A 14,197-nucleotide genomic window follows, 5' to 3' on the forward strand; every position below is an offset into this window, starting at 1 on the left:
TATCATGTACCGTCGCTATTAGTAGTCATTTTCTCCGGTAGCGAAAATGTTATCTTCTATATGTGGTCAGAGTGGCGGTCAACACTGTGTGAGCCTAGTTCCGATGTTGGTGGAATTAGGCTTTTTTGATGTCCTTTTAATTGATTCTGCCCTGATTTTAGGCGACAATACTCATGATTAGAAAAGTGAGGAGGAGAGAAAATGGCTACTACAAGAAAAGAATTAAAAGAACAAGCTAGAGACCAGTTACGTGGTAACTGGGGCTGGGCAGTTTTGCTGTCATTTGTTGGCTGGCTAATCGTTTATATTTTGACCGATATCGAAAACTTTTTTGAAAAGGGCGAAGATATCGTGTACGGTATTGTCCGCCGCTTCGGTAACAATGCTGAATTGATGTACCTAGACAAAGTAAGAGTTAATCCTTTTGCATGGCTGATTACTTTGGTAGTTTCAGTTGCAATTGGTTTAATCACATGGGGTGTAATTTATACTATCTTGCATTTTAGAGATAGTGGTACTAAGGAAAATGTTCTTTCAGGTATCTTTAGTCCATTTACCAGAAACTTTAAGAGTAACTTTTTAACTTATATTTTGTATGAAATTTTTCTTATTTTGTGGACTTGGTTACTGATTATTCCAGGGCTGATCAAGGCTTATTCATATGCAATGACACCATATATCTTGCGTGACATGCTAGATAGTGGTCATGAGCCGACTGCCACAGAAGCTATCAGTGCCAGCCGTAAGTTGATGGATGGCCATAAGATGGACTTGTTTATTTTTGATTTAAGTTTCATCGGCTGGTGGCTACTTGGTATTATTTCCTGCGGGATCGGTTTATTGTGGGTTAACCCATATTACCGTCAAGCTAAGGCTAACTTCTACCGTAACTTAGCTGGTGAACAATTCGCCAAGTAAAAAATTGGATAAAATAAAATGCATCAGGTAATTTCTACCTGGTGCATTTTTTGATGACTTATTTTGCCTTTTTAGTAAAGGTTAGCTGATCTAATGTATTGATTCTTGGCAATCTTGTAGTATTTCTTACCATTGATAGTTTTCTTCTTGCCATGGGTAGTGATAGAAGTGCCCTTCTTAATAGTCTTGCCTGTACGGTGACCAGCCTTGTTGTATACATGAGCCTTCTTCTTTAATACGCGAGCCTTCTTAGGTGCTTGAGAAACAGCGCTACCTGATGAAGTAAGAGGTAAAACGTTAATGTTACCGTCAACGTTAAGACCACGCCAGTTGTCAGTAAATTGCCAAATTGAAACACCCTTCATTGATGGGAAGTAGTCAAAGTTAGGATTGTCTACTCGACCTGAAACAGCGTATGCAGCAACCCATAATGAGTTAGGGAATTTGTTAACAACAGAGTTAGTGTTAATGTTGTTTCTTAAAACTGATGAACTAGCGTAAAGAAGTGGCTTGTAACCAGCAGCTTTAACCTTGCTCATGAAGGCATTAATTGCATTAGCAGTAGGATTCTTACCACCATAGATATTGTTGCCGTCACCTGACTCATAGTCACATGCAAGGTATGAGCCAGCACCAAGACCAACAGCCTTAGCTGATGCGATTGCGTAGTTGGCTTCATTTTTAGCAGCAGCGCTATTAGCAGAAAATGTAGCAAAGTGGTAGCCCATTGGCATCATATTCTTAGCGCGGGCACTAGCGATTTGAGCACTAGCCTTAGGATTTCTGTAGCTGGTACCTTCACTTACTTTAACAACAGCAAACTTAGCACCGCTTTTAGCGTGAGCTGAAAGATCAGCACTTTGGTAACTAGCAACATCGATTCCGAGTGAGCGAGCAGCAACTGAAGTGGTAGAAGCTTGGACATGTGCTTGTGGTTGCACGATTGCAGCTGCGGCAACGCCAGTAGTTGAAAGCATAGCAACATAAGCTAATTTAGTGATAATCTTTTTCTTGAATGACAACTTAATTCCCCCGATGAATATTCTTAATACATTATTATTTTTGTCTAATTATGACCTTTAACAGAAACATTTTAAGGATAATAATTAAAGAAGGTTAGGTCAAGGGGTCTAACGTAAAATTAAAGGCTGGGTAACAATATAGTAAATAATGTAACTGATTTGTATTATTAGAGCTGAAAAATTTGTTAAAAAAGGGTAACTAGTTGGTACATATTTCCCACAAAGTTATAAAATCCACGTATAATAAGAAGGCACAATGAGAAACTAACGTAGATTTGAGGCTATTCTATTGAATAAAAAAATCCTATCCGGTTCATTTTGGCTATCGTTTGGTAGCATTGTATCTAGAATTCTCGGGGTTGTTTATTTGATTCCCTGGCTAATTATGCTGGGAAGCTACCACAACCAATTAAACGCACAGGCGCTGTTCAATTCGTCATATACGCCGTATGCGCTGTTTTTATCAATTGGGACGGCAGGACTTCCTTCAGTTATTGCCCGGGAAGTATCGCAATTAAATTCGCAAAATAGATATAAAGACAGTTTGTACATTACCAAATTAGGCTTCGCTATTATGCTGGTCATGGGAATAGCGTGTGGTATTTTGCTTTATGTGACGGCACCAATGATTGCCAAAAATAGTCCAGTGGATTCAGTGGCTAGTGCAACAATTTCTATTCGAGTATTAGTGCCAGCCGTAGTAATTCTGCCATCAATGAGTATGGTTCGAGGCTGGTTTCAGGGAAATAATGATATGAAGCCATATGGGATTTCCCAATTATGGGAACAATTTGCTCGAATTTTGTTTATTTTGCTGGCTACTTTGTTGATTATTGAAGTCTTCCATCATGATTACGTAACGGCGGTTTATTTCAGTGTGTTTGGCGCCTGTGTTGGTGCTATAGCTAGTTACCTGTATCTTTTTGCATATATGCGCAAGCAGTGGGGACATTACCGAGAATTAATTGAAAATAGCGAGCCCAGAGCACTTAATAATGTTTCTCGTAGTTTGCTTAACTTATGGTATGCCTCAATTCCGTTTGTTTTGCTGGGATCGTTCATTACTGTTACGCAATTAGTTGATCAACTTTTGTTTAAACAAATCCTGATTAGCTTCAGTCATATGAGTAAAAGCTATGTTAGTTACTTGTACACAATTTTCTCGGCTAATCCAAGCAAGATTACCACGGTGATTATTTCACTTGCGACAGCCGTTTCTGAGACTAGTCTGCCGCTTTTAGCAGGGCTTAAGTATAAGGCTAATGATAGTCAAGAAAGCATTAGACAGCTGCTTTTAGAGAACTATAGACTACTATTATTTGTCTTGCTTCCGGTTGTTGCACTTGGTGCTTTTGCGGCTTCTCCAATTTATACGGTCTTGTTCTCACACGATAGTTTAGGTGCGTATTATTTGGTTGAAAATATTGTTCAAAGTTTGTTTGCTGGTTTGGTGATGAATTCATTAACACTGCTTTTAGCTTTGAACATGAACAAACTGGCTGTGATCTATATGGTTGAAGGTGTCTTAGTAAAAATAATTCTGCAAGTACCGATGACTATGTTCATGAATGCAGATGGTGCAATTCTTTCAACTGATATTTCGTTCTTACTGGTAATTTGGCTCAGTTATCACAAGCTTAATAAGACATATGGCGTTAAGATGGGGAGTTTGTTGCCGATCATTGTTTCAAACGAGATTTACATTATCCTGCTCTTTGTTTACCAAATTTTATTTGGCTATCGTTTCAACGACTTAGGCCGTGTTGGTAGTTTTGGTTATTTAGCAATCTTCGGTTTAGTCTTTTTAGGCATTTATGTTTTGCTGGCTAATTGGATGAAAACTTCGGAGACGATTTTTGGTAAAAAGATAGGTTATCGATATTATCGGTATAAGCATTTTGAGTAAAGAAATTATCAATTAGTTGTTTTTATAATAAATTATCTTGTAATGAATACTAAAAGCCACCTGCTGTCAAAACAGATGGCTTTTTCCATGATTAGTTATGTTCTAATAATTTCGATTAATATCACCCATGCTGGAACGCATTGCTTCATCAATATACTTAGAAGCTTCGTTATCAGCTTTATTCAGGGCGTCTTGAACATCTTTGTAGTTCATTTGATTAACAAGGTAGAATCTCAAGGCCTTGTTAACTAACTTATTGAAATCAACATTATTAATTTCATCATATTTTTCGATTAATTTATTAACATCACTGTTTAATTCAAAGTGCTTTCTTGGCATGTTTTTTCCACCCTTTTCTATAGTGATTATTATAGCATAACAGCGCTTAATCAATGGAGGACAAGGCATCTAGCATGTTGATTCGCTTGATCTTGTGATGGACAACAATTGCTAAAATAGCGGTGATAATAGCGGGAATTAGCGCAGAGAAGACGAAGTTCAACGGGTACATATTCGGATCGAACATCGCGACATCTGGTGGCAAACTAGTGATAATAAAGTGGTGTAGCCACCACCCAAAGCCAAAGCCTACGATAATTCCTAGTGCCGATAAGATGATTGTTTCGCGATAAATGTACATCGTTGTTTCATTATCGTAAAATCCTAGCACTTTGATAGTCGATAATTCGCGAATTCTTTCAGCGACATTGATATTAGTTAAGTTATAGATGACTACTAAGGCCAACATCCCTGAAATTAAAATTAGGATTAGAATGACTTCATTTAGACTACCAGTAAAACTGCTCAGCAATTCTCTATTTGATGAAGTTGAGACAACCGTTTCGATTGCGCCTGTTTTGATCATTTTTTGACTAATATGGCTGATATTTCCTGGGGAATGTTTGGCCATGGTTACTAAATAAGCATTAGTAGTAAATTTTTTGCCAGTTGCTTTGGCATATTCAGCTGGGCTCATAAAGATATAGTGACCGAGATACATTTCGCAGATTCCACTAACTTTGAACTTAAGTAGTTTCCCATGTTCATTTTTTAAGGAAATTGTTGAACCTTTATGAGCGTGCAAGATAGTAGCTAATTTTTCTGAAATGACTACACCATTATTTGACAAAACAAGTTTTTTCTTGCTTTGACGTTCTTGCAAATTGATAGATTTGCTAAAGCTTTTAGTTGATTGTGGCGCAATTAGCATTACATTTTCAGTTGCTCCAGTGCTATCAAGGTGTTTAGTCAATTGTTGATATTGTACAGCAGTAGTTTGCGTAACATCATGGCTGGTAAAAATTTTGTTTAATTTTTGTCGCTCAGTCGTGTTAACATGGCGATTCTTCAAAGCGATAACATCGTTTTTTTGTACTTCAGAATATTGAATATTGCCAATTCCTTGTAGCGAATCACGAATACCAAATCCCATTACTAGTAATCCAGTACAACCAGCAACGCCTAGGATGGTCATCAGCATTCTGCTCTTATAACGGAAAATATTGCGGGCTGTTACCTTAGCTGAAAAGCTCATGTGCTTCCATAAAAATGGAATATATTCTAGTAAAATACGTGAACCATTTTTAGGTGGTTTAGGTAAAAGTAAAGCTGAAGGCTGTTCACGCAGAGTTTGAGCTAAAGTAATCATTGAAACGACGGTTGTTGCAAGTAGTGCAATCGTCAATGAAATTAATAGTGGTCCCCAAGCAAAATTCAGCTGGTAATCAGTTCCTAAGGTTGAGCTAGCTAAATAGGCCTTGATGATTAAGTTAGGCAAAAAGGTGTAACCTAAGCTAGCCCCCAGAATAACACCTAAAATTGCAGCTGAGGTGCTATAGAGCAAGAACTTAATGGCAATTGCTCCATTACCATAGCCTAGTGCTTTTAGCGTACCAATATTAGTCCGTTCTTCTTCAACAAAACGCATCATTGTAGTTAAGCTGACCAAAGCCGCTACAGCAAACAAGAAAACAGGAAAGACATTAGCCAAAACTTCAACTCGTTCAGAATCTGCTCGATAAGAAGCATAACCCTGACTTTCTTCACGGCTGTTGATTACGTAGTTAGGATAAGCAATTTTAAGCTTGTTTTGTGGTACTTTAATTTGCGCCGGGTTAACTACGATGCCACGTTTAAGTAATTGTTTAGCTGTAGCTTGTCGATATTGCTTTTGATACATGGCCCGATATTTGTCATATTTGTCGGCTCGATTTTGGTTTAAAGCAGTTTGCAATTTGGTTTGATCGTTATAAACACGGTTGCGGTAAGCTATGCTAAAGGGACTTAAATTGGCGGTATTTTTGAAAATGATTCGGGCAATTTGATAAACTGGTGCGGCGAAGGCGTTATGATTAGCAACCGCAATTCCAGTTAAATGGCCACTGCCAATGTTGGTTTGACCGATTTGATTTTTATCTAAGAACTCACTAGCTTTGACGAAGCCAACAATCTTGTAAGTCTTATTTTTTAAAATGCCAGGTTTATTAAAAGTAATGTTTTGCCCCAAGCGATATTTTTTCTGCAATAAATATGACAGTGCAATCTCTGTTTTATTCTTAGGAAAATGACCTTTAATCAATTCATAACTTGAAAGATTATCTGATTGAGAAAAGATGCGGAGCGTATCAGGTTGATTTTTAATTTTAACATCTTGAAAATAGCCGAAGGTAGCTTCTTTTACTTCCGGTAAATTCTGAATAGTAAGGCGATCAGTTGAATTAATGCCATAGTTTGAAGTGACAGTGACATCAGCTAAGTTATGTTTGGCAAAAAAGTCTGCCCCTGTTGTTCGCATATCAGGACCAGCCATTTTTAAGCCTGTAAAAGCAAAAGTCCCCAGTGCAATTAATAGAATAATGGCGATATAACGGCCAAGTGAATGAATGATTGCTTGCCAAGCATCTTTCCATAGAATAGTTTTTTGCATGTCGCTCACCTACCATTCAATTGTACTGATGTCAGCGGGATGTAGATTATGCTGGACTTTTTGAATACTTCCATCGTGAATACGGATGACCTTATCAGCAATTGGGGCAATAGCGGCGTTATGAGTTACAATCAAGACCGTCGAGCCATTTTGCCGGCTCATATTTTGCAAAATTTTTAAAATTCGTTTGCCTGTTTTATAGTCAAGGGCACCGGTTGGTTCATCGCACAAAAGTAAGGCTGGCTTTTTAGCGATGGCTCGGGCAATTGCCACACGTTGCTGCTCACCGCCTGATAGTTGAGCGGGAAAATTGTTTTCTCGTCGCCCTAGGTCAACATACTGCAAGGCATCATCGGCGCTCATCGCATCAGGGACAATTTGAGCAGCTAATTCAACGTTTTCTTTTGCTGTTAAGTTGGGAATCAAATTATAAAATTGAAAAACAAAGCCAACGTCGTTGCGCCGATAGGTAGTTAATTCTTTAGCGTTATATTTTGCAATATTTTTCCCGCTACAATTACATCGCCACTTGTATTTGGCTCCATTCCGCCTAAAATATTAAGCAAAGTAGATTTTCCAGCTCCTGATGAGCCGAGAATAATGACTAGTTCGCCTTTATCGATAGAAAAAGTAATGTTCTTATTGGCATAGATGGTTGTGTCACCAGATTGGTAAATTTTAGTATTATTTTTTAAGTTAATGTAAGCCATCATAATCAGCTTTCTAGTATAGATGTATAATTAATAATTGTTTTAATTAACTTTATTCAATCATATTTATAATAAATAGGTAAAGGAAATACCATGGTAAACAGAATCACAAATATCTTTCTTAAACTAAGAAGATTGGCAATCTTTAGAATTTTTCAGCGAACGTTGGTTATGCTGATGCCGATCGCGGTAATTGGGGCATATTTTAAGTTGTTCAGAGATGCCTTTTTTTCGCCCGATAGTTTTATTTACAATATTTTTAATTTTGATATCACTTTGCCAGATCGTTTTTGGTATGCGGGAGCATTTGTCAGTCGGGGGATGGTTCGGGTAACCTTCGGCTTATTTGGTATTTATGCGGCTTATTTTGCGGCACGTTATACTGCGCGTTTATACCGTAAAGATTCAACCATGGCCGGGATGACGGCTGTCATCGTTATCATGTTTTGTGCTTATGCCAATAATTTAGCTAATAATGCCAGCGATCATTCACCATTTTCTTCCAGTGTTTTAAAAATTAATGCTGTCTTGCTGGCCTTGTTAATTGGCTATGGTGTAGGGCAAATTTTTCATTGGCTAGGAAAGGAACACAAGCCAGTCGATTTTGAACATGCCGCTAGAATTAAGGAAAGAGCCTGGAATGCGTTTATCCCGACAATATTTGCAATTTTTTGTGGGATAGTTCTGGGGATTATAATTTATGAATTTCAAATCAAATTTTTGAATTCTAGTACTTTTAAAGGCCTAGTTACTCAAATACAGGAATCAAATAATATTTTGTTAATAGCTTTACTGACTATCCCAGTCTTTTTACTTAGCTGGATGGGAATAGGTTATCCTCTAGCTTCTTTGTCAACTACTTCTAATAGTATTTCAGCAGCAGCTAACTTAAATTTTGCCTTAAAACATGGGAGTGCTTGGAATGTGCCATATAAGTATTTGGGTAGTTCTTTGTTTTATCCTTATGCAGAAATGGGTGGTGCGAGTATTGTTTTAGCGATGATTGTAATTATCCTAATTTATAGTAAAAATAAGGATAGTGAAAATATTGCCAAGGTTAACCTGCTTCCAGCAGCTTTTGGCTCAACTGGAGGCATGATGGTCGGGATGCCGATTATTTTAAATCCATTGTTACTGCCGGCGATTGTGATTATTCCAATTATTAATATTCTACTAGCCGCTGGAGCAATTTTTTGCCATTTAATTCAACCTTGTGCTTACCCCGTTTTAAGTGGGACACCAGGAATTTTGGTCTCTTTCTTTGGTTCCAATGGTGACTGGAGCAACTTGGTATTTTCTATTTTGTTATTCATTTTAGATATAATAATGTTTATTCCAACTATGAAATTAGGTTTGCGACTTGAAAGGGGACTAAAGGATTATGAAGAAAAGAATGATTAATTTAGTTCAAAATCCTAATTTTAAATGGTTGGCAATCGTCTTAGTCTTATTAGTAGCTTTGGCTGTTCCGGGTTATTCTTGGATGAAGGCTGATAACCACGCTAGAGCTGAAAGACGCAAATCGCTTTTGTCACCAGTAATTATGATTCCAGGTTCTAGTGCAACGACTGAACGTTTTAACCAATTAGTGAAGCAGCTAAATCAGAACACACCGACTAAGCATAGCGTGCTTAAAATTAAAGTTTCAACGAATGGAACGCTATCATATTCAGGCAAAATCAATAAAAACGACAACGAACCTTTCATTATTGTCGGTTTTGAAAATAATCACGATGGTTATAGCAATATTAAGAAGCAAGCCAGCTGGTTTGATCAAGCCTTTTATGCCTTATCAGAGAGCTATAAGTTTAATAATTTTAAAGCCTTTGGGCATTCTAACGGTGGCTTGATCTGGACCTATTGGTTAGAACATTACTACTGTTACTATTCTGATGAAATTAAAATCAAACGTCTGATGACGCTAGGAACGCCATATAATTTTGGTGAAAAAAATATTAATCATAAAACGCAAATGCTAGAAACCTTTATCAAGAACAAAGATAAACTACCGAAAAACTTGATTGTTTATTCCTTATCTGGTGGAAAAAATTATGAGTCTGATGGAATTGTACCAGAAGCTAGCGTAGCAGCCGGAAAATATATTTTTCAGAATCAAGTCAAGAGCTATACTGCAATGACAGTAACGGGTGTAGAAGCGGATCACTCGGATTTACCTCAGAATAAGCAGGTAATCAAAGTAATTAAACAGTATTTGCTTGAGCCGAGAAAGTTGAGCGAACCGCAAAATACTGGACAAGCAAAAGGGCAATAATAGAGGTAGGCAGAAATAGTTTATGGTAATAAACTTATTCTTATCTGTGGAAAACTTCCTTAAAATTCAACAGTTTTAAGCAAAATAATCATCAATTTTTGCCCATCTTAAGAAATTCTTTATAATTTGTGAAGCACTACAAATGTTTATATTACAGCATTTGTGGTGCTTTTTTAATAAAAATCACAAAAAATAAAGAAGATGTGGAAAACTTTTGCTTTTTAGCTTGCAATCTGTGGATAACATGATATACTATTAAATGTAATGAGTTAGCACTCGATAAGCTAGAGTGCTAAAGACGTAAATTTGAGATAGGGAGTGTTGCACATATGGCATACTTTGACAATGACTTTGATAACTTATTTAACGAATTGAACAGCTCATTCTTTAATGATGACTTCGGCACTAGAAGAAATAGCAAAGGCAGTTCAGGTTCAATTCCAATTAATTACTCCAGCAGCATGGGTGCTGCACCACAAACAATTCAACAGAACCCACAACAACCCAATGAAAAGCCAATTGGTGTTGACTTAGTTGAGGAAGCTAAGAACAATAAATTTGACCCAGTAATTGGTCGTGATGAACAGATCGATAACGTAATTGAAATTCTTTCAAGACGTAAGAAGAACAATCCTGTTTTAATCGGACCTGCTGGTGTTGGTAAGACTTCTATTGTAGAAGGTTTAGCTGAAAGAATTGCTTCAGGCAATGTACCAGCTAAAATGGCTAACATGCATATCATTTCAGTAAACATTAATGACATGGTTGCTGGTTCAAGTCTTCGTGGTAGCTTTGAAGAAAGATTAAAGAAGGTTATTGATAAGGCTAAGAGCGATCCTAACATTGTTTTATTCATCGATGAAATTCACAACATCGTTGGTGCTGGTTCTACTGATTCAGAAAACAACAATGGGGATGCAGCTAACATCTTGAAGCCAGCTTTGGCAAGTGGTCAATTGAAATTAATTGGTGCTACTACTACTAGTGAATTCCAAAGAATTGAAAAAGACCCAGCTTTATCACGTAGATTCCAAGCTGTTCAAGTTCCAGAACCATCTACTGATGTAGCTGTTAAGATTTTGGAAGGCTTAAAGAAGAAGTACGAAGACTACCACCACGTAAAATACAGTGACGACAGTCTTAAATTAGCTGTTGAATTATCAGAAAGATACATTCAAGGCCGTTACTTACCAGACAAGGCTATCGACTTGATGGATGAAGCTGGTGCTAAGAAGGCATTGCTTGTACAACCAACTGATGAAAAGAGCTTAAAGAACCAAATCTCAGCTCTTGAAGCTAAGAAGACTGAAGCTGCTAAGGCAGAGGATTACGACAAGGCTTCAGAAATTAAGAGTAAGATTGCTGAACTTGAGAAACAACTTAAGAATGTAGATTCTAAGAATACTCCAGAAGTAACTGAAAAAGACATCTACGCAATTATTGAACAAAAGACTAAGATCCCAATGAGTGAACTTCACGCTGATGAAGCTCAAAAAAACTTAGACCTTGCTAAGAAGTTAAAGCAAAACGTTATTGACCAAGACAGAGCAATCGATGTAATTACTGACGCTATTGCTCGTAAGCAAATCTTTAAAGACAGCGATCGTCCTACTGGTTCATTCTTACTTACTGGTCCTACCGGTGTTGGTAAGACTGAACTTGCAAAACAATTAGCAATTCAATTATTTGGTAACAAAGAACACTTAATCCGTTTGGACATGAGTGAATACCAAGACGAAATGGCTGTTAACAAGTTGATTGGTTCTGCACCTGGCTACGTTGGCTATGGTGAAGGTGGTCAATTAACTGAAAAAGTTCGTCACCAACCATACTCATTAATTTTGTTTGATGAAATTGAAAAGGCTAACCCACAAGTCTTCAACGCATTATTGCAAATCATGGATGATGGTCGTTTGACTGACGCACAAGGTAGAACTGTTTCATTCAAGGATACTATCTTGATTATGACTTCAAACGCCGGCTTCTCAGACAAGTTGCTTGAAGATGGCAAGGTTGACCAAGACAAGTTAATCTCAGCCCTTGAAAACTACTTCAGACCTGAATTCTTGAACCGTTTGGACGCAATCGTTCCATTCAACTCACTTACTGAACAAGACATGGGCAAGATCATCAACATTTACTTGAAGAAGATGTCTCATGTTCTTGCTAAGAAGGGTGTAACGGTAGAAGTTTCAGACGAAGCTAAGGCATTCTTGGCAGAAAAGGGCTACGACAAGAAGTTCGGTGCTCGTCCACTTAGAAGAGTAGTTGAACAAAATCTTGAAACTCCAGCTGCTAAGTTGATCTTACAAAAGCCTGACACTAAGAAGATCGAATTCACTGCAGATGACAAGCACTTGTACTTAAACGGTGAAGCAATCTTCGATATTTCTCCAAAGATTGAAGAAAAAATTAAGGAAGACAAAACTAAAGCCGAAGATAAAAAAGAAGATTAATTAATAGTTAATAAAGAAAAAGAGGATATTTCCTAGGGAATATCCTCTTTTTGTGCAGAAATTGAATTAGTTTTGCATTTCTGCAAAGTTGTTTGATCTGAAATTAAAATAAGAGTATTATAAAAATATAAAAAATGAGATAATTATAAGCTTTTAATTCGGTGAAAAAGTTCAGAAAAATTATGAGATACTTTAGGCAGATTAAGTACCTCAGGTAAGGAAACTATAAACAAAATTAATTCTTCATTATCTTTGTTTAGACGATAATAAAGAAGCTCTTTTAAGGAATTCATTTTGATTTGTAAGTAACTACTTAAGAAGCGGTATTGAATATGATTAAAAAAGATCTTCAATGAGGAATAATTATGAAGCAAAAATTTATATATCTTCGAGATATTTTTAAAGGGCACTCATCTTTGTGGCTAGGCTTAGTTATAGCTAGCGGTTTTACTGGCTTAGATGGCATTATTTCCCCCGCCGTTATGGGAATTCTTACGAATATTTTAACAAAACGTCAATTTAATCGAGTTTGGTTAGTTATTGCACTTTTCTTTGTGGCAATGACATTTACTAATATTGCTTTTTGGTTTTGGCAATATTTTAATTTAAAAATTATTCAAGTTGCTAATACCAAATTGCGTGCAGATGCTTATGATAAGTTTATTACTGCCAGTGATAATCGCGATGAATCGAAAGTAATTTCCTTTATAGATGTAGATGTAAAGCAAATTGAAAATCAGTTTATCAATGCGGTAGTAATGGTAATTTATTGCTTTGAACAAGCATTGATCACTCTAATCTATATTCTTTATATTAATTCTTGGGTAGCATTGGTCTACCTTATTTGTGGTTTTTTACCAACGGTTGTTCCCAGGCTTACTAAAAAATGGCTAGAAAAGGGAACCAAGAAGTGGTCCGCTAAATATAAGAAGTACAACTTAGAAGTTTCGGAAGGAGTTAAAGGTTTTCATCTGATTAATAATTATGGCGTTACAGCTAAGATGCAAAAGCTAATTACACATTCGCTTAAGCAAGAAGAAAATGCGTATTTTAAAATGAACTTGCATCAAGAAACTTCACGTTTATTATCAAATACCACTTATGTGATTTCAACAATTATTGCCCTATTAGTTAGTGTGTTGTTTATTATGAATGGTCAAATCACAGTTGGTGCCTTTATTTCGCTATATTTGGCAGCCGATAGGGTAACGAGTCCTATTTTGAGTTCTGTTCAGTTCTTGAATCAGATTAATTCATCCACTCCACTTTTGGAAGCAGAGATTGATAAATCTAAGCAGCAACAAATTAATAATTTAACTTATCAAAATCTATCTAAGGATCTTTTACTTGAATTTGATCACGCTAGTTTTGGGTATGATCATGCATTGATAAAAGATATTAATTTTGCTGTTAAAGGTAATAGTCATGTGATGATTGAGGGACCATCTGGTGTAGGAAAGTCAACAATTTTCAAAACTTTATTAAATGAGATACCACTCTTTTCAGGAGAAATTCTAGTTAATTCTAAGTTAAATGATAATGAATTGAAGCATCAAGTTGGTATCATTAGTCAAGATACGTTTATTTTTTCAAAAAGTTTGCGCTTTAATTTGACATTAGGCGAAGATTTCTCTGATGAAGACATGATTGCAATCTTACGAAAGGTTGAATTGGATAAATTTGCCTCAACAGAAGGACTGGATACTAGATTAGGTGAGAATGGAGTCCATCTTTCTGGAGGTGAAAAGCGTAAAATTGAATTAGCTCGTGCATTATTAAGAAAGAAGACAATTTTATTATTAGATGAGGCCTTGTCGGGATTAGATCATCAAAGTATGCAGACTATATTTCAGTTAATTGTTGATTTCAAAGGTACTGTAATCGACATTGAGCATAATTTAAGTGACGAGTATAAGCAAAAATATGGGCAAATTTTAGAGTTGACTAATTAAGTAGCCCAGTTGCTCTAGCTTTATTGATTTGGCAA

Annotated in this window: 9 protein-coding genes and 1 pseudogene; 6 read left to right on the plus strand and 4 right to left on the minus strand. The window is 36.6% G+C overall.

Features of this window, described 5'->3' with window-relative positions; translation table 11 throughout:
- Positions 1 to 201: 201 nt before the first annotated feature.
- Positions 202 to 918: a DUF975 family protein gene (locus CP367_RS01180; protein ID WP_060464163.1), complete on the plus strand. Its 717-nt coding sequence runs from the start codon at positions 202 to 204 to the stop codon at positions 916 to 918.
- A 71-nt stretch (positions 919 to 989) separates the two neighbouring features.
- On the opposite strand, the gene CP367_RS01185 is transcribed toward CP367_RS01180, so the two are convergent.
- Positions 990 to 1,940: a GH25 family lysozyme gene (locus CP367_RS01185; RefSeq protein WP_005719986.1), complete on the minus strand. Its 951-nt coding sequence runs from the start codon at positions 1,938 to 1,940 to the stop codon at positions 990 to 992.
- Between the two features lie 289 nt (positions 1,941 to 2,229).
- Between CP367_RS01185 and CP367_RS01190 the strand changes: the two genes are divergently transcribed.
- Positions 2,230 to 3,846: a polysaccharide biosynthesis protein gene (locus tag CP367_RS01190; RefSeq protein ID WP_089143213.1), complete on the plus strand. Its 1,617-nt coding sequence runs from the start codon at positions 2,230 to 2,232 to the stop codon at positions 3,844 to 3,846.
- Positions 3,847 to 3,948: 102 nt separating this feature from the next.
- On the opposite strand, the gene CP367_RS01195 is transcribed toward CP367_RS01190, so the two are convergent.
- The 3 genes and pseudogenes from CP367_RS01195 to CP367_RS01205 all read right to left on the minus strand — a co-directional run bounded on the left by CP367_RS01195 (position 3,949) and on the right by CP367_RS01205 (position 7,482).
- A complete protein-coding gene (locus CP367_RS01195; protein ID WP_005721863.1) occupies positions 3,949 to 4,185 on the minus strand; it encodes a hypothetical protein in 237 nt (78 codons plus the stop codon).
- 46 nt (positions 4,186 to 4,231) lie between these two features.
- Positions 4,232 to 6,772 (minus strand): ABC transporter permease, encoded by a 2,541-nt coding sequence (locus tag CP367_RS01200; RefSeq protein ID WP_180706819.1) that lies wholly within the window; start codon positions 6,770 to 6,772, stop codon positions 4,232 to 4,234.
- A 9-nt stretch (positions 6,773 to 6,781) separates the two neighbouring features.
- Positions 6,782 to 7,482: pseudogene (locus CP367_RS01205) on the minus strand (ABC transporter ATP-binding protein).
- 93 nt (positions 7,483 to 7,575) lie between these two features.
- On the opposite strand from CP367_RS01205, the gene CP367_RS01210 reads away from it, so the two are divergent.
- The 4 genes from CP367_RS01210 to CP367_RS01225 all read left to right on the plus strand — a co-directional run bounded on the left by CP367_RS01210 (position 7,576) and on the right by CP367_RS01225 (position 14,162).
- A complete protein-coding gene (locus tag CP367_RS01210) occupies positions 7,576 to 8,883 on the plus strand; it encodes a PTS sugar transporter subunit IIC (RefSeq protein WP_089143215.1) in 1,308 nt (435 codons plus the stop codon).
- Positions 8,864 to 9,754: an alpha/beta hydrolase gene (locus tag CP367_RS01215; protein WP_057726678.1), complete on the plus strand. Its 891-nt coding sequence runs from the start codon at positions 8,864 to 8,866 to the stop codon at positions 9,752 to 9,754. The genes CP367_RS01210 and CP367_RS01215 overlap by 20 nt, the downstream gene beginning before the upstream one ends.
- 329 nt (positions 9,755 to 10,083) lie before the next feature.
- Positions 10,084 to 12,210: an ATP-dependent Clp protease ATP-binding subunit gene (locus CP367_RS01220; RefSeq protein WP_089145717.1), complete on the plus strand. Its 2,127-nt coding sequence runs from the start codon at positions 10,084 to 10,086 to the stop codon at positions 12,208 to 12,210.
- Between the two features lie 365 nt (positions 12,211 to 12,575).
- Positions 12,576 to 14,162: an ABC transporter ATP-binding protein gene (locus tag CP367_RS01225; protein WP_089145716.1), complete on the plus strand. Its 1,587-nt coding sequence runs from the start codon at positions 12,576 to 12,578 to the stop codon at positions 14,160 to 14,162.
- The last annotated feature ends 35 nt before the right edge of the window (positions 14,163 to 14,197 follow it).

The sequence above is a fragment of the Lactobacillus sp. UMNPBX16 genome (assembly GCF_002553775.1).
Taxonomy (GTDB): domain Bacteria; phylum Bacillota; class Bacilli; order Lactobacillales; family Lactobacillaceae; genus Lactobacillus; species Lactobacillus crispatus.